Source organism: Paenibacillus sp. FSL H7-0735, from assembly GCF_038008505.1.
Taxonomy (GTDB): domain Bacteria; phylum Bacillota; class Bacilli; order Paenibacillales; family Paenibacillaceae; genus Paenibacillus_AQ; species Paenibacillus_AQ odorifer.
The window spans coordinates 2,544,983-2,562,949 of sequence record NZ_JBBOZH010000001.1 but is presented as its reverse complement, the minus strand read 5'-3'; the positions used below and the strand labels follow the sequence as shown (position 1 = coordinate 2,562,949).

Here is a 17,967-nt window from a genome sequence, read left to right as displayed (position 1 = left end):
AAATAAAACGGCAGTCTAAGACTTTATGCTTCTCGTCTAGACTACCGTTTTTTATTTGTGTACTCGTTAATTAAATTATCTATTTCCAAAAATCCGTGCCAGCAAAAACAAACTCTTTATCCAACGTCTCGTCCCCATCTTCAAAGCAATCTGCCCAAGAAACACGTTGCTTACTCAGGAGAATTGCATCCTTCACGCCATATTCCTGATAACAAATGGTTTGTTCATTAGCGGTGTTGTTCCAGTTATCCCAGCCAAGTGGATGAATATGTGCACCCAGCTGACAATCTACAAATACGGTTTTAGCATACTCACGCCATGGACGGCCCAGAAACACCGGAGCAATATCAGGAGCCGCTGTTAAAAAGCAATTTTTAAAAATATAACCATACGATTGTCCCACGGGTGTGGAGGCTGCCGTAATATAACCTGCTTGATTCTCACTATGACGCAAGCTGCGAATTTCACATCTATCAAAATAAGCCGTAGCCCCACCAAATATAAAGTCCACTGTTCCCTCTATATAGCAATGCTGATACAACTGCCGATATTGGGCATGGTGCTTTCTCAGTGGTATACCTCCAAACGTAGATCGCTCTTTGGGTGCAGGTGGCAAAGGTCCCGTGAACAACGTGTCCTGATACCCTTTTAAAGTACAATTTCTGAATACGGTTTGATCACAATTAGCATACACGGCTACCGCCTGCCCGATATTTTCACCCTGCCCTGCATTATTGGTAATCACCAGATTCTCCAAGATCAGGTGGCTGCCACCCAGAAATAACGTTGGTGTAGAGAATGTATTGATTTCTTCGCCCGCTTCATCACGCTCTTTCGCGTAACGATTCATAACAATCTCCACGTAGCCAATCCCTATGATCGTAAGATTAGAACGATAAATCCGCACTGCCTCTTTATAGACCCCTGACAAAATATAAAGCGTATCCGCTTGACCGGATGGCCCCTGCTCTAGTGAATCTATCGCCTCTTGAATCGTGTGATAAGCGCAAAAGGATTCTTTTCCTACAACAAGCATAGTGGATTCTTTTCCTTTCAATAAATTGATGACTCTCTCTTATGGACAGACATTCTGTTCTTCAGGTGACACTGTAGCTTGTTCTACTAATTTTTCCGGCTTCTTCGTGTTTTTTGATCGACAATTTATGATCTCTACAGCTTCTCCATTTTCAATGTAAAAAGCAGGCCCTTCATGGTTCTCAATCGTCACCTGATGAAATTGAACATCTCTTGCATTCCCGAGGAAAAACCCGCGATTATTCATGTTTTCGATCCCTGTCATCATGTCTGGATGGCCGGGAATTGCATTCGTCGCCATGGAGATGTCCACATTGGTAAACGTAATCTCGGATACATACTGCTCCGCAAGCCCGTATAAGAAACCCGCTGCGGCATGAACATTACGTGCGGTAATATTGGCAAAATGAATGCGTCTAAAACACGGCGTTTCCTCTGTAACCGGATAAGGATTTTTATCCCACACATATTTTTCTTTTCCGCGTGGTCCACAGAAATAATATAGATTTAGAGTAAACGGACAAATAACGTCCTCCATTACAATATTGCTGATCCGAATATCTTCAATCGTTCCCCCGCGTCCCCGTCTTGATTTCATCCGGATTCCACGATCGGTTTGTTTAAACACACAATTACTAATCGTGACATTACGAATATCTCCACTCATTTCACTACCGAGTACGACACCCCCGTGTCCATGTACCATAGTGCAGTTGGTGATCGTAATATTCTCACAAGGAACTCGTTCTTTGGTATCCTCAGTTCCTGCCTTGATCGCTATGCAGTCATCACCGACATCAATATTGCAATTGCTAATTCGCACATTGGTGCAAGACTCTGGATTAATACCATCTGTATTTGGAGAGTCCGCCGGGTTCAGAATGGAAATATTATCAATAGTCACATTGTAACAGCCTATCGGATTAACGGTCCAGCTTGGAGAATTGACCAGCGCGATATCTTTAAGGGTTACCCGCTGACAGCTGTCCAAGCCGATTAGAGTCGGCCGGGGATACTGCAGCTCTTCCCGGCGGTTCCGAAACTTATCCCACCAGAGTTCACCATTTCCGTTAATCATTCCGCTGCCAGTGATCGATACATTAACTAACTCTCTTCCATAAATACAAGGTGAATGAACCTGCTGCTTCACTCCTTCCCATCTGCATTCCACTGCAGGGTAATCCTCCGGGTTCGTACTGAATGAAAGAATGGCACCAGGATTTAAATTCAATTCGATATTGCTTTTCATATGAATTGCACCGGTTAAGAACGTACCAGCCGGCACATAAACGGTTCCTCCACCGGCTTTATTTGCCGCTTCAATTGCACGCGTTATCGCTTCTGTCGCTAACTTTTTACTATTCTTAAGCGCTCCAAAATCCTCAATATTGTAGATCAACATTCATAAGCCTCCCTGTTCTATATCAGATCCAGCCTCTTAATTGTTCGTATTCCACACAGGCCTGAAGGAAAGCACCCACACCTTTTTGGTCGTTAGTGACAATAGGCTCGCTAATGTAATAAGCGAAAGTACCGTCACGTTGGTCCACTCCACCTAATCCTGCTACTTGGCAATTCTTATTTAAATTGACCCATTCTTCTTTGGTTTCTAGTACAAACTCCGAGATAAGTCCTTGTTGAGCCAGATCTAATGTTTCGTACCATCCAGCGTTTAACACGCCTAATCGGATACCTTTAGCCATGGCATACACGATCATACTTGAAGCAGAGGCCTCAAGATAATTTCCTTTGCGTTCCCCTAGATTAATCACTTGATACCAGACCCCGGATTCCTTATCCTGATATTTCTTCACCGCAGTTAAGGTATCATTTAGTATTCGTACCAGCTCTGGATAATCTGAGTGCTCACTAGGCAGCAATTCCAGAACATCAACCAATGCCATGAGATACCAGCCAAGTGAACGGGCCCAAAAGTTAGGCGAAAGTCCTGTTTCAGGGTCGCACCAAGGTTGAATACGCTGTTCATCCCATGCATGATATAGCAGACCTGTTACCGGATCTTTCGTATGCTTCTCACACAAGATAAATTGTTTAGTTACATCCCCAAGTCCCTTTCCTTCTTCAAAAGCTAGCAAGTAGGCTAAATAAAAAGGAGCGCCCATATAAAGTCCATCTAACCAAATCTGATAGGGATATATATTTTTATGCCAAAAAGCACCTTCCGAGGTTCGCGGATGGGTCTCAAGTTGCTTTCTAAGTAGAGCAGCCGCTTTTTTGTATTTTTCCTGCTTCGTTTCTTTATATAGAGTCAATAATAATTTTCCGTTGTTAATATGATCGATGTTATACTCCTCTAGGTGGTAGCCCTTGACACTGCCATCTTCCTGAATAAAGTAGTCCATATTATCTTGAATGAACTGCAGATACTTCGAATCACCGGTCTGCTTCCAAAGCCATTCAAAACCGTTCAATACCACGCCATAATCGTAGGTCCAGCTTCCTTTGTAGCCTTTATCTTCATAAAGCTTCGGTGTCCGCGCCATAATAGAGTCTGCCGTTTGAATTGCCCACTGTGATTTCTTCATCCCAACCCCCAAAATATTTATAAATTTAAGAGCTCAAAAACTATAAATAGGTTCACCCGATTTAAGGATTACTTTGTACATAAAATAATACGACTTGATTCTCTGCAATCTCAGAGAATCAAGTCATTGTTTAGTAAGGATACGGAGCGATTCAGTCTTGGAGCATTGACTGTATTTCAACACAAGCCATCACCAATGCGCCCACACCATGCAGATCATTTTTAACCTTAGGCCGAGTCACGTAACTCTCGTAATCTCCAGCTGAGGTACCGATACAAATGTCCGGCAGAACTAATCGGTTATGCTCATCCCACTGGATTACTTTGGTTAACCCTTCATATCCTTTTTTAGCGGCAGCTGTAGCGATAGTCACATCACTTACAACGCCATGCTTCACGGCTTTGGCAATCGTATAGACGAACAAACATGACCCTGAAGTCTCCAGCCAATTATCTGGCTCATGTCCCTTATCTACGACTTGATACCAAAGTCCACTTTTTTGATCTTGGTAACGAATAAGTGCATCCACAAAATCTCTCAGCGTAGTAGACAGCTCTGTCCGGGCTGAATCATGGGAAGGTAACAGATCCAGAAATTGCGATAAGGCGAGACCATACCATCCTAATGATCGGCTCCAGAACTCCGGTGAACAACCCGTCTCCGGATTCGACCAAGGCATCCGCCGGCTCTCATCCCAGGCATGGTATAACAAACCCGTTGTCTCATCCTTCATATGCTTGCGCATTAACATTTCCTGATGAAGGACCGTTTCACGCAAGCTTGGTTCATCGTAGACATTAGCATATTTCAAGGAGAATACGCCTGCCATATAAAGTCCATCCAACCACATTTGGTTGGCGTACTTATCCTTGTGCCAATACCCGCCCTCAGAGGTTTTATTTAGTGTGAGCAGTAAATTCCTTAGCTTCTCTGCTGCAATACGATACTTAAGTTTGCCTGTCCGTTCATAAAGAGTGAATAGTAGCTGTCCTGCTTGAACCGCATCCAGCTCATCACGTGCAAAATAAAAGTTCCCGTATTCATCCACCAAATCATCTACATATTCCTGAATATAGTTGATATAACGGTCTTCTTGATAAGCATTCCACAAAAGCTCCATGCCACACAGAAATACACCCTGATGATAGTGCCATCGATGCGCGGGGGGAAGCTCTCCCGCCCTGTAAGTATCCATTAGTGAATCGCAAGCTTTTTTTGCCCACTCTATCGGCGTTGTAGGTATCTGTACAGTCATCTCGAAGCTCCTCCCCTAAGTATAGTCTCTCTCTTTCTTGCTAGCCCTTCATAGAACCCAACATGGCACCTTTGGCAAAATGCTTTTGCAGGAACGGATACACACAAACTATTGGTAAGGTAGCTACAACGATAACAGCCATTTTAATTGATTGATCTGGCGGTGGAACAGCAGCATCCAGTGTAGCGCTGTGATCCATACCGCTGGCAAGGACGACAATTTGTCTGAGCAGAACCTGTATTGGCCATTTCGCACTATCATTCAAATACAAAATCGCATTCATGTAGGTATTCCAATACGTTACCGCATAGAACAATCCGATAGTCGCTAACGCAGGTAAGGATAGTGGCAATACAATCCGAAATAATATTCCAAAATCGTTACAACCATCAATTTTGGCCGATTCCTCCAAACCTTCAGGTATATTTTGGAAAAAGTTTCTCAAAATGATCATATTAAAGGCACTAATCGCTGACGGTAGGATCAATGATGCGTACGTATCAATTAGTCCCAATTCCTTCACCACAAGGAACGTTGGAATCATCCCACCATGAAAAAGCATGGTGAACACAACCATGAAGTTAACCACTTTACGACCATCCAGATCTTTTCTGGTAAGAGCGTAGGCCATCAAAGAAGTTATAAACAAACTAAAAATAGAACCAATTGCCGTGATACCAATGGAAACACCCATGGCTTTAAATATTGTATTCGTCGAAAAGATGAACTTGTACGCTTCCAGACTCCATACCTTTGGAATCAGTACAAATTTGCTAGAAGCTAGTTCTGCACTCGTTGTGAAAGAGCCTGCTACAACGTGAACAAGGGGAAGCACAGTAATTAAAGCAATGATCGCAAGCAGCGTAAAGTTTATAGCAGAAAAGATTCTACCACTGATTGTTTTATCTTCTACCATTTCGATTCCTCCCACAAAATATCAATAAACGCCTTCTTCTCCCATTTTCTTGGATAATTTATTCACCATCATCACCATTACAAAGCCTACAATCGATTTAAAGAATCCAATAGCTGTACTGTAACTAAACTGCCCTTGTCTCAAACCAGCAGTATATACATACGTATCGATAATTTCCGCAACTTCTCGATTCATGGAGTTAAGTAGCAGATATACATGTTCAAATCCAAGATCAAGAACGGAACCAATTTTCAGAATAAATAATGTAATAATTACGCCTCTAATCGCTGGAAGAGTGATATGCCAGACTTGTCTAAGTCTTCCAGCTCCGTCCATACGCGATGCTTCATAAAGCCCTGGGTCAATCGCAGCTATGGAAGCTAGATAAATAATCGTTCCCCAACCTGCTTCTCTCCAAATCACCTGAATAATATACATGGGCCTGAACCACCCTGGATTAAGCAGGAAATTGATTGGTTCAAAGCCAAAATAGACAAGCAGCTCGTTGATAATCCCTCCATCCATCGTGACCATTACATAAGAAATGGAGACGATGATAACCAATGACAGAAAATGGGGCAAATAGAAGATCGTCTGAAAGGTTCTTTTGAAAAAGCTGCCTTGAAGTTCATTTAACATCAGGGCAAGAATAATCGGCATCGGGAAATAGATAAGAATATTTAATCCGAAAAGAATAAGTGTGTTCACTAATATATTTAAGAAATCCGGCTCTGTGAACAACCTGCTGAAATGCTTCATCCCTACCCAATCACTACCGTTGATCCCTTGATAGGGTTTGTAATCCTGAAATGAGATAATTAATCCGTACATTGGAAGATATTTAAAAATCAGAAAATACAGTACTCCCGGAGTTAGCATGACGTAGAGCCATTTATTTCTCCACAGCCGCTTTTTCAGTTCGCTGCTGCTTTTATAAATTTCAGGCTTAGGATTCATTTGAGGAGCTGAGCTGGGCTGTGCGGTGACTTCCTGCATGATATTCTTCCTTTCTCCTTCTTTATTCAAACACGATATTTCTGAACCCAGTGAGGAATAGAAAAGGTTGTTGAAACAAGATCAACAACCTTTTCAGCTACAATTTGTCGCTTAACTATTCCAGTACGGGTTACTATTTTTTGTATAACGCGTTGTATTCTTCAATAATCTTATCTCCACCACGGCTCTTCCAGTTCTCTACTTCCTTCTCAAATCCAGCCTTGTCAATCTGACCATAAATATATTTATAGGTTGCATCTGTAATAATCTGTTGAAGCTCTACGCCTTTTTCTGTATAGGTAGCCGAATCCATAGCAGCTGTTGGATCCGCTACACCAACTTTGACATTCTCAAGAACCAATTGATCTGCATGAATTCTTCCTGGCAGCGTGTTATAGTTCTCGTACATTCCATTGGTTTCAGCTTCGCCGATAACGCTGTCCTTATATCCCTTTACTTCACGTTCAATCAATTCTTTGTCGTCTGCAGCTTTCGCTTTACCGTCTTCAACGGTATAGTGAGTACCTTCAATTCCCCAATACATCAAATTAGCTACTTCTGGAGTCATCATTTGATCAAAGAAAGCAAGAATCTTCTTCAGCTCTGCCTCATCCTTGACAGCAGATTTCGGGAACAAGACAACATTGTTATAGCCTGGAATCATCCATTGAGCATATTTTCCATCTGGACTTGCAACCATACTATGCGCATCCAAAACAGCGTCAGGGTTATTCTTAATAGTATCTTTATTGAGGGAATCAATATCTTGCATGGAGCCCCCAATATAGAGTCCACCCTTTCCAGCCTTAAACATATTTACTGCATCCGTTTTACTGGTGGCAGCGAAATCTTGATTAATGTATCCGCCATCACGAGCTTTTTTGAAAAAATCCATTGTGTCGAAATATTCATCGAAGGTAAATTCAGGCGCTAATTTGCCATCCTTCTCACCCCAGGTATTCGGTGTTCCGAACCAAGACGAAACAGTTTTGAAAGCTCCATAGGTCAACTCATTACGGTCAATAATACCGGTAGTATCTTTCTTTCCATTACCGTCTGGATCTTGTTCTGTGAAGGCTTTAGCCATTTCAAATAATTCACTTACATTAGCTGGTGCAGCAAGTCCTAATTTATCTGCCCAGTCTTTGCGGTAAATGATCCCTTGGCGTGCAAGTGGACGCCCGATATATAGGGTATAAAGCTTGTCATCTACTTTCGTGTTATTAAGAATTTCTGGTTTCAGTTTGCTCAAATTCGGAAATTCGCTTAATAGTGGACCGATTTCCCAGAATTGTCCGTCTTTTATCGCTTCTTTCATCTGAATGAAGGTTGTCTGATTCTTCAAATATGTTACTTGCGGCAATGAACCCGTTGCAAAAGATGAATTCAGTTTTTCTTCATAAGTATCAGCCGGAAAAAATTGATAAGTCAGCTTCGTGTTGGTCAATTTCTCAAGTTCATTCTTAATCGTATCAGGCGGAGTCTCTGATGTATTCAATGGAAGCATGATTTTGATTTCTGTAGGTTCCTCTTTAGGTGCTTCAGTCTCTTCCACCTTCGTAGTGTTCTCTGCACTTGTAGTTGGAGCTGCTGCTTCTTCTTTGTTATTGTTGTTACCACCGCATCCAGCTAACAATGTGCTGAATGTTAACAGTGCTGTTAACAACATGGTGAAGGATTTCTTCTTCATACCATTTTGACCTCCATAATTTGTATTGGTTACGAGTTCCACGTTACATCGTCGGCAAGGTTACGAAAACAATCATTTCCCCATAACGGCGCGTTCTGAAAGGGATCTGAGCAAATGATTATCGTGATATCGCAGCACAAAAAAAATCCACCGCATTATCCGCAGTGGATCAAAACCTTTTTAACCTATTTACTTTTCTGTCCCAAACTCAGCCTCAGCATATTCCTTAATAATAAGATTGCCTCCACGAGCTCTCCATTTCTCAACCTCTTGCTGGAATCCCTCGACGGTAATATTACCTAATATATAGTTATATGTAGCATCCACAATGATTGTAGATAACTCCATATTCTTCTCATCAAAAGTAGATGAGCTCAGAGAAACTGTCGGGTCATCGACCAGAAAAGATTCATTATCTTTACTCAGCTGATCTGCTAGAGAGGTTAATTGCTCCTTCTGAGCCACTTCCATAATGTTTTTATTACTAATGTCCGCGATCATTAAAGCATATAGCGGATTCACTTCCTGTACCCGCAGTTGTGAGGTTTCCTCGGGAAGGATAATCTTGCCGCCTTCAAGCTTATAATGCCGCCCCTCAAAGCCATACATCATTATATTGGCTACATCTTTATCCATGGTCCGATCAAAAAATCCAAGCACCTGCCGAAGCTCCTCCTCTGTGGCAATGGACTTTTTGGAAAAGAGATACAGTCCGTTGTAATTGGGGATAGACCACACTTTATATCCATCAGGCCCCTCGATACGATTGATCAGGGTAAGTTCTGCCTTTGGATTGTATGCTTGAGCTTCAATTGACAACCGCTGCACATCAGTCATGCTGCCAATAAACACACCAGCGATTCCGTTAATGAATTTATCGCGTTGAACCTCTTTACTGGTAAGAGCAAAGTCCTGATTTATGATTTTTTCATCATATAATTTCTTCATAAAATTCATTGTGTTCATATACTCCGCTGTTACGAATTCCGGAACAAATTGATGATTCTCTAGCTTCCAATTATTTGGTGTGTCAAAATAAGAGCTTAGTGTCTTAAATACACCATAAACAAGATCATTACGATCGACTAATCCAAGGGTATCTTGTTTGCCATTCTGATCCGGATCGTTATATGTAAATTGCCTCATTACTTCATATAGATCATCTAAGGTCTGTGGATTGCTTAAATGAAGATTGTCCAGCCAATCCTTACGTATAATGACACCCTGTCTGGAGGAAGGGCGTTCTGTATATAGGCCGTAGATCTTTCCATCTACAGCGGTCTGTTTAAGAATAGCGGGGTCCAGTGTTTTAAGATTGGGGAACTCCTGAAGATATGGGCCGATCTCCCAAAATGCTTCAGAACGGATGGCGTTTTTCACCAGATTATAATCTGAGAACTTCACAAAGGTGACTTTTCCTAAGGAATTAGTGGTCAACGCCGTGTTCATTTTATCGGTATAAACACCCTCAGGCACCCACGTGATATCAAGCTCCACCCCTGTTAATCTTTCAATCTCAGCTATAATCTTTTTTGAAGGCTGCTGTGGAAAATGAAGGGGTGCCAAGATGGAGATGTTCGGGCGAGCTTCTTGCAGTACAGAAGCAGCTGACTTTCCATCACTGCAAGCGCTTAACATAGGGAAAACAAGCATGAATAATAAGCAGAAACAAAACGTTGCCCTTCTACACAAAAATTGTCTGAACATTTCTACAGCCTCCTAAGGTATTGTAAGGATTTTCACCCTACAGCTTGAAGATTTTCCATTTTGTAGTCATAATTAGGATTAATGATTATTGCAGAACGAGATGATTATTGTTATTTTCCACCAGGTTTCATACACTAAGAACAAGTGTCTACTTCTACATAAGTAAAGGTGCTGAGCCCCGTGAGACCATTAAGCTTTTTAAGTAAATTAACGATTTTTGCCTTTGTAATTAGCACGTTGCCGGTGATATTCATCGGTTCATTTTCCTATTTCACATCATCTAATGAGATCCAAAAGAACGTAAACAACAGTAAAATGGAACTTATATTACAAATCACCTCAAATGTAGAACATAAGTTAACAACTGTCAATCAAACATTAAACCAAGTGATCAACTCTAGTGTATTAAAAAAAGCACTAAATAACCCTTTAAATGAAACCGATTTCATTTTATATAATGATTTAAGAAACGAAATCCGCAATATGCAATCCTTCGATACGAAACTGGAGGATGTCATCCTGCTCAATCAGCAGCAGAACTGGATGATCAAAAATTCAGGCGTCTACCGTCTGAATGAATACAAAAACCACGCGCAACTCTCTAATCTAATGAATATAGCTGACGATACTTCATGGATTTTGAATCCATCGTCCTTATTTTATAGCGAGGAGAGCATTAACGTCACTGGCTGCAATTACAGCATTAGTCTTATCAAAAAGCTTCCCACCAATAAGCTGCAAAAATATGGGCTTGCCCTAGCTAATATTCCGGTCTGCAGTCTTCAGGATTTCATTAATTCAGATGTGCAGCCACTCGATGACATTATCGTTCTGGATCAAGCTGGCCGCTTCCTGCTCCATCCAGATACCAGCTTAATCGGAAAACCTAAAGAGCAAGGCGGATTTAAAGAAGTCCCTTTAATCTCTGATCCTTCTAAACAATCCGGACAGTTCAAGACTGTGATCAATAAAAAGAATTACTCCGTCACTTTCATGCGTTCTCAGTTAAATGGCTGGGTTTATCTATCGGTTACTTCTATGGAAAGCTTGACGAAGGAGTCCAATAAAATCGGGATGTTTACGATAATCGTGTGCACCATTATGCTCTTGTTCTCCATTCTTCTGGCATGGATCGGTTCCAGGCGTATGTACACCCCTATCGAAAGACTGCTTAATCAGATGGGCCAACGCAAACCGGATATTAAATCGAGACATCGCAATGAATTTCAGATTATAGGAGAACAAGTTCATTCTTTGTTCCAATCCAAATCACAGCTGGAAAAAGAAGTCCGGCAACACTTTCAGCAGGTGCGAACGTTTTTTCTGATCAATGCCTTCCACGGAAATGTTAAGAAACGTGATTTGCTCGAAGAATTAGGGCAATTCGGCTACCAAACACAACTTGAAGAATGGAAAACCATGGCAGTAATTACGTTGTCTATTGATTATGCCGAGGATTCCAGCTATGAGAAAAAAGATCTCAGCCTCTTATTGTTCGCTGCCCACAATATGATCGAAGAGTTAATCTGTCCTGAACAACGGCTGGCTCCTGTAATCATGGACCATGCGGTAGTCGTATTATTGGGCAGTCCAGACTGCGATACCCAGTCTTTTCATAAGACACTGTATTCGTTAACGGAGAAGCTGCAGCAAGAAATAAATAATTATCTAAAGGTGCAGGTGAGTATTGGGCTGAGCCTTCCCTTCAACGCCTTCGATAAACTAGCCATCGCCTACAGAGAAGGTCTAGAAGCACTGAAACATCGCATTAAGCTTGGCAAAGGCGTTATTATTCAATATGAGAACATTAACTCCGGCAAACATTATCTGAACTTGAACTACCCTACGCATAAAGAAAACGATCTAATGGATGCTATCAAGCTGGCTGAAACGGATAAAGCCAAGGAACTGATTCATTTGCTTTTTAAATCTATTTTTGCCCTTGAGCTTTCACCACAGGAATATCAAATCCCGTTGACCCGCTTACTCAATAACTTGCTCATTATGATGCAGGAATCGGGCATTAGCTTAAATCAGATCTATCATGCTAATGGCTCTATTTTTGAGGAATTGCATGACCTTCATACTGTGGCTGAGATTGAGGATTGGTTCTGGAGCATGGTCATTTACCCGATGATCAAAATTTTTATCAGCAGGCAAAATGCCCAATACCAAAACATCTCTGAGAAAATCATTGATCTGATCCAACATGAATATGATACAGATCTAACCTTGGAAGAATGCGCTTCTCGGCTGCATTACAACGCCAACTATATCAGCAGTGTCTTCCGTAAGGAGACCCAATACTATTTCAGCGAATATTTAACGATGTACCGATTTAAAATGGCGAAAAAATGGCTGCAGGAAACCGATATGCCGATCAAAGATATTGCAGCCAAATTAAGATACAACAATTCTCAGAATTTCATTCGATCTTTCCGTAAACAGGAAGGGATGACCCCTGGACAGTACCGGGATAACAATACAGGCACTAAATCCAAACCAACATTTGACGAATCTATGTAAAAATCACAAAATAATCGTTCAAGGTCGAATCTAAAAAAAAAGAGTCTCTCTTTTTTTCGGAAAATATGTTAACGTGTGCATATAACCATTTAGGGAGGAATTTGAACGCAATGTTGAACTTTCGACTAAATACTAACCGTGTAGAACAAGATGAGATTTCTCAGGAAACCTCACTACTCACCCTCTATCCGCTCGAGACGGATCAACCCCGTCCATTTATATTGGTATTGCCTGGTGGAGGTTATCAGCACTTAGCCAAACATGAAGGAGAACCTGTGGCTCAATGGCTAAACAATATAGGTATTCATGCAGGTGTACTAGATTATCAGGTCGGAGACTTCAACGTCTCTTCTTTGTTAAATGATGTTGAGGAAGCTCTCAAATGGATTAGGGAAGCACCCAAAGCTTGGAATGTGATCTCAGACAAAGTAGGGATGATTGGATTCTCGGCTGGAGGACACTTAGCTTCCATCTTTTCTACCACTAGAGCAGAGAAACCAAATCTTCTTCTGTTAGGTTATCCTGTAATCACTTTCCAAGAGTCCCATTCGCATAAGGGAAGCCGGCTACATTTTCTTGGAGTCGACCCATCACAAGCGGAGCTTGACTCCTTTTCCTCAGAAGCCCAGGTGGATTCACTCACACCTCCAACCTTTATCTGGACAACAGCAAACGATGCCAGCGTTCCCGTGGAGAATAGTCTGTTGTTCGCCTCTGCCCTGTCTAATCAGGGAATTCCTTTTGAATTACATATCTTTGAAGAAGGGCGGCATGGTTTAGGGCTTGCTAAAGAACACCCTCATTGCCAGCAATGGCTTTCCCTTGCTGAGAATTGGTTAAGGGAACGCCAATACGTTAAAGGAGAAGAAGACCTTATGAGACAACAACTATTTATTGCAGGCGATTCCACTGCGGCTATTAAAGGCGCTGGAGAAAAACCTATGACTGGCTGGGGAGAATACCTGCAAAGTTATTTTGGGACTTCTATTCAAATCCAGAATCATGCAATTAATGGTCGAAGCACCAAATCGTTCATAACAGACGGCCGCCTGGATGCCATCAAAAAAGACTTTCAACCCGGCGACTACCTGTTTATTCAATTTGGACATAACGATGAGAAAAAAGATGATCCATTACGTTACACCGATCCTGAAACCGAATATCGCCACAATCTAATTCAATATATAGATGCAGCTCGGCAGCTAGGGGGGACTCCGATTCTGTTAACCTCTGTAAGTCGCCGCCGCTTTAACGCCGATGGAGAGCTTGACCCGTTGGCTGTAGGCGCTTATCCCGAGGTAATGAGACAAGTGGCTGAAGAAACGCACACTCCGCTACTTGATATTTTCACAGCCTCGCAAGCGCTCTATCGTTCATTAGGCGAAGAAGAATCCAAGAAGTTATTCATGCACTTACCAGAGAAAACACATCCCAATTACCCCAATGGAGTTACGGATGATACTCATTTCTCGGATGAAGGTGCCCAGCAAATTGCTAAACTTGTGGTTCAAGCACTTAAACAAAATACAGCCTCACCTATATCAAACTTACAACAACTTTTATAAGGAGTGATCACAGATGTCTATAATTAAAGAAGTTATTACAGAGTACTATCGTATCCCTTTGCCAGAAATCATGGAGGATGCTAAACACGGCTTGCATACTCATTTTGAAGTACCCATTGTCAAAATTAGAACGGATGACGGTCGTGAAGGTGTAGGTTATACCTATACTGGCGGATTTGGCGGCAAAGCGATCTGTTCACTAATTGCTAATGAATTAACACATATTTTAGTTGGCAAAGACGCCAGCTGTGTGGAAAGTATCTGGGAGCAGATGAACTGGGGAATACATTATGTTGCTCGCGGGGGTCTGGCTAGCTTCGCCATTGCGGCATGTGACATTGCGTTATGGGATTTACGTGCGAAGAAAGCAGATGAACCTCTCTACAAACTTCTGGGTGGCGCAAGCAATGAGGTCAAATGTTATGGTGGAGCGATTGATTTGAATTTCCCATTAGAAAAGCTCCTGCGCAACAATCAAAAATACTTAGATATGGGCCTCCAGGCTGTCAAAATTAAACTAGGCCAAAAAACATTAGCTGAAGATGTGGAACGAGTGGCTGCGGTACGCCAATTGGTCGGCCCGGATGTAGCCTTTATGGTCGATGCCAATATGAGCTGGAGTGTGGAAAAAGCGATAAAAGCCGCACGTGAATTTTTGAAATATGACATTCTTTTCTTAGAAGAACCAACGATTCCGGAGGATTATGCCGGCTATGCACGGATTGCTGAAGAAACAGGAATGGCCGTTGCAGGCGGAGAGAACTTGCGCACATTAACCGAATTCCATCACATGCTGCAATATGGTCATGTTGATTTCCCTCAACCTGATGCTTCCAATATAGGCGGAATTACGGGCTGGTTAAAGGTAGCTCACTTAACACAAGCCTATAACCTTTCCGTTTCTACACATGGGATGCAGGAATTACACGTTAGTTTGTTAGCAGCTATGCCAAATGCTGGTTATCTCGAAATGCATAGCTTCCCTATCGATCAATACACTACACGTCCGCTAGTGATTAACAAAGACAATGGGATGGCAGTAGCGCCTGAAGTAACGGGCACTGGCGTTACCTTTAACTGGGACAAATTAGCACCTCACAAACAACAATACTAATAGGAGCGATCGATCATATGAGCATTCCCCTTCATCTAGGTGTTCGAGCACATGATTTCACACAAGTTCCATTGCAAGAGTTAATTGAGAAGATTAAGTCCTATCATTTCACTCATATCCAGTTTGCACTTAAGAAATCTTTTTCTGATAGTGCCCCTAGTCTGACGGCTATAAGCCCTGGAACAGCCAGCTATTATGGCAATGCCTTTAGGCAGGCAGGTATTCAGATTGCGGTTCTGGGCTGCTATGTAAACATTGTAGATACCGATCCTCACAAACGGGCACAAGCGTTAGCCGCGTTTAATACCCACCTGCGCTTGGCCAGAGATTTTGGCGCTAGTCTGGTAGGTACGGAAACCGGAAGTGTGGGACTTGGGTATACCACAGATAATTTTACAGAAGAAGCCTTCCAAGAGGTGGTGACATCAGTTAAGGCCATGGTGGCGGAGGCCGAACGTTTTGGTGTGACGGTAGGAATCGAAGCAGGACTTCATCATCCGCTGTACACCGCGCCCTTAACCCGCCGACTTCTGGATGAAGTCCCTTCTAACAATCTTCAGGTCATATTGGATTGCGCAAATCTAATGTCACCTACAAATTACTTGCATCAAGAAGCTATTATTATGGAGGCTTTGAAGCTTTTAGGAAATCGAATTGCTATCATTCATTTAAAAGACTTTATCGTCCATGATGGAGCCATAAAAATAGTCCCTGTAGGTCAAGGGTGGCTAGAGTTTGAGCCGATTCTTCGTTATATGAAATATGAACGTCCTCATATTCAAGGAATCCTGGAAAGCACTCCTGAGTCACATTTAGGAGAAAGCATTACCTTTTTGCAACAGTTATACGAATCCCTGTAGGGCTTCATCCCATTAAAACTAATAAATCCACTGCACACCTCTTTACCTTACTTGGTGCAGTGGATTTTTATATTCTGTTTAACATCCGTTTGACCTCCATCAAATAATCGCCTGTTATGATCAGGGCATCAAGAGTATCTGGGAGGGGTTCCATGCGTCTTGCTTTATTCACGGACACATTTCTTCCGCAAACCAACGGAGTTTCACGTACGCTTCAACGATTAACCACTCATTTGAAAGGGCGTGGTATTGAACATCTGCTTTTCTCACCGAAATCTGCTCCTGAAGACAGTTATGCCGATCCCATACGTCCCATTACCAGCATCCCCTTTTTCTTATACCCCGAATGTAGACTCGCACTGCCCAATATGTCCTCTATCCAATCAGAGCTGAAAGCTTTTCGTCCCGATCTGCTTCATATGGCAACTCCGTTCAATATCGGTCTCTGCGGCCTTCGTTATGCGCGAAAACATGACTTGCCCCATGTCGCCTCATACCATACCCATTTTGACCGCTATCTTGAATATTACCGGATGAAAAAAATCGCTCCGCTCTATTGGAAATACATGAAGTGGTTCCACCGCTCCTGCGACGCCACCTTTGCACCATCCTACGAAACCCTCGATTCCCTCCAAGCTCAAGGCTTTCATCGCCTGAAGCTGTGGTCCAGAGGCATCGACTGCCAGCAGTACACCCCCAAAAAACGCAGCCATGAGGTCCGTGAGCGCTACGGAATTACCGCACCGTTACTGCTTCTATATGTGGGAAGGATCGCCCCTGAAAAAGATATAAACACCCTTGCTCTCGCCATGCAGCAATTACCCGAATCTATGCAATCTCAGGTTCATTGGCTGGTCGTAGGAGACGGCCCCCTTCTGCCGGAAATGCGGGCACAGGCGCCCCATAATGTCACGTTTACAGGCTATAAACATGGTGATGAGCTTGCCCAATTATATGCCTCAGCAGATCTGTTCGTCTTCCCTTCCAGTACGGAAACCTTCGGTAATGTTGTCCTTGAGGCTATGGCCTCAGGACTGCCTGTCCTCGCAGTAAATGAAGGTGGAGTGAAGGATCTGGTCACACCCGGCGGCACAGGAATGATTGTCGAGTCCCGCTGCCCGGATGCTTTTATTCGTGAGATTTGTGCATGTATAGAGCACCCTCAAAAGCTAGCTGCTATGGGACATGAAGGTCGACAGCTGGCACTCGGCCGCTCTTGGGAGAATATTTTTGATGGACTCATCCGCGATTATGAAGAGATCATTGAGAATAGACGTTATGATCTTATACCGGCTTTACTACCATTAATATAATAATGACGATAGTAAGCACATGAACCGCCGCTTCTAGGGGAGCGATCTTGTTCATAGCGGTAGTGTAACCCTCAGGGATTTCCTCCCCTTCGCTGGTCATTACGAGCTGGGTTAGCTTTTTCAATCGGGGCTCAACCATTCCAATAATAATCACTTCGATCACGATAAAAAATAATAACGACAGATTTAACCACAACACCGACAAGCCCATTTTATCTATGATCATTAACAAAATACCTGTAACGATCAGGGTGACCCCACCTGTCTTAGGGAATCTGTTTATTTTCTTCATAAGACCAAATACAAAACGAAGCTGACTGCCTGTCTTGGCTGAGCTTGTCAGTATTGGCAGCACAAAAGCTGGCCCAATTCCCACTATGGATGCTATAACATGTATAACTACCACAAGCTTTGAGATCATATGCGTCAAATCCATATTTACAA

14 protein-coding genes are annotated in these 17,967 nt (G+C 42.5%); 5 read left to right on the top strand and 9 right to left on the bottom strand.

All coding sequences use genetic code 11. The features are described 5' to 3' along the window. Window positions 1–79: 79 nt before the first annotated feature. The 8 genes from NSS82_RS11475 to NSS82_RS11440 all read right to left on the bottom strand — a co-directional run bounded on the left by NSS82_RS11475 (window position 80) and on the right by NSS82_RS11440 (window position 10,145). Window positions 80–1,036, bottom strand: a complete 957-nt coding sequence (locus tag NSS82_RS11475) for a pectinesterase family protein (RefSeq protein WP_076273131.1) — start codon at window positions 1,034–1,036, stop codon at window positions 80–82. Between the two features lie 39 nt (window positions 1,037–1,075). Continuing rightward, the gene (locus NSS82_RS11470; RefSeq protein WP_036679261.1) at window positions 1,076–2,437 is read right to left on the bottom strand and encodes a glycoside hydrolase family 28 protein; all 1,362 of its coding nucleotides are present in this window, start codon (window positions 2,435–2,437) and stop codon (window positions 1,076–1,078) included. 22 nt (window positions 2,438–2,459) lie between these two features. After that, window positions 2,460–3,581 (bottom strand): glycoside hydrolase family 88/105 protein, encoded by a 1,122-nt coding sequence (locus tag NSS82_RS11465; protein WP_036679258.1) that lies wholly within the window; start codon window positions 3,579–3,581, stop codon window positions 2,460–2,462. A gap of 151 nt (window positions 3,582–3,732) precedes the next feature. Then, window positions 3,733–4,836 (bottom strand): glycoside hydrolase family 88/105 protein, encoded by a 1,104-nt coding sequence (locus tag NSS82_RS11460; RefSeq protein ID WP_036679257.1) that lies wholly within the window; start codon window positions 4,834–4,836, stop codon window positions 3,733–3,735. Window positions 4,837–4,876: 40 nt separating this feature from the next. Further along, window positions 4,877–5,752, bottom strand: coding sequence for a carbohydrate ABC transporter permease (locus tag NSS82_RS11455; RefSeq protein ID WP_076107520.1), 876 nt, complete (start codon window positions 5,750–5,752; stop codon window positions 4,877–4,879). 21 nt (window positions 5,753–5,773) lie between these two features. Further along, window positions 5,774–6,748 carry an ABC transporter permease gene (locus NSS82_RS11450; protein WP_036679252.1) on the bottom strand — a complete coding sequence of 325 codons (975 nt, stop codon included), beginning with the start codon at window positions 6,746–6,748 and terminating at the stop codon, window positions 5,774–5,776. A 133-nt stretch (window positions 6,749–6,881) separates the two neighbouring features. After that, on the bottom strand, window positions 6,882–8,438 hold the full coding sequence (locus tag NSS82_RS11445) for an extracellular solute-binding protein (RefSeq protein WP_076273130.1): 1,557 nt from the start codon (window positions 8,436–8,438) through the stop codon (window positions 6,882–6,884). Window positions 8,439–8,627: 189 nt separating this feature from the next. Continuing rightward, window positions 8,628–10,145, bottom strand: coding sequence for an extracellular solute-binding protein (locus NSS82_RS11440; protein WP_076273129.1), 1,518 nt, complete (start codon window positions 10,143–10,145; stop codon window positions 8,628–8,630). A gap of 180 nt (window positions 10,146–10,325) precedes the next feature. Here NSS82_RS11440 and NSS82_RS11435 point away from each other — a divergent pair, with 180 nt between their 5' ends. The 5 genes from NSS82_RS11435 (at window position 10,326) to NSS82_RS11415 (ending at window position 17,523) form a co-directional block, all read left to right on the top strand. Continuing rightward, the gene (locus tag NSS82_RS11435) at window positions 10,326–12,671 is read left to right on the top strand and encodes a helix-turn-helix domain-containing protein (RefSeq protein WP_038569731.1); all 2,346 of its coding nucleotides are present in this window, start codon (window positions 10,326–10,328) and stop codon (window positions 12,669–12,671) included. Between the two features lie 110 nt (window positions 12,672–12,781). Then, window positions 12,782–14,236 (top strand): GDSL-type esterase/lipase family protein, encoded by a 1,455-nt coding sequence (locus NSS82_RS11430; protein WP_076273128.1) that lies wholly within the window; start codon window positions 12,782–12,784, stop codon window positions 14,234–14,236. Window positions 14,237–14,249: 13 nt separating this feature from the next. Beyond that, on the top strand, window positions 14,250–15,350 hold the full coding sequence (locus NSS82_RS11425) for a mandelate racemase/muconate lactonizing enzyme family protein (protein ID WP_076273127.1): 1,101 nt from the start codon (window positions 14,250–14,252) through the stop codon (window positions 15,348–15,350). A gap of 17 nt (window positions 15,351–15,367) precedes the next feature. Further along, a complete protein-coding gene (locus NSS82_RS11420) occupies window positions 15,368–16,210 on the top strand; it encodes a sugar phosphate isomerase/epimerase family protein (protein WP_076273126.1) in 843 nt (280 codons plus the stop codon). Between the two features lie 152 nt (window positions 16,211–16,362). After that, a complete protein-coding gene (locus tag NSS82_RS11415) occupies window positions 16,363–17,523 on the top strand; it encodes a glycosyltransferase family 4 protein (RefSeq protein WP_076273125.1) in 1,161 nt (386 codons plus the stop codon). Here NSS82_RS11415 and NSS82_RS11410 read toward each other — a convergent pair. Then, the gene (locus NSS82_RS11410) at window positions 17,495–17,959 is read right to left on the bottom strand and encodes a DUF2269 family protein (protein ID WP_235219424.1); all 465 of its coding nucleotides are present in this window, start codon (window positions 17,957–17,959) and stop codon (window positions 17,495–17,497) included. The genes NSS82_RS11415 and NSS82_RS11410 overlap by 29 nt on opposite strands. Window positions 17,960–17,967 lie beyond the last annotated feature (8 nt).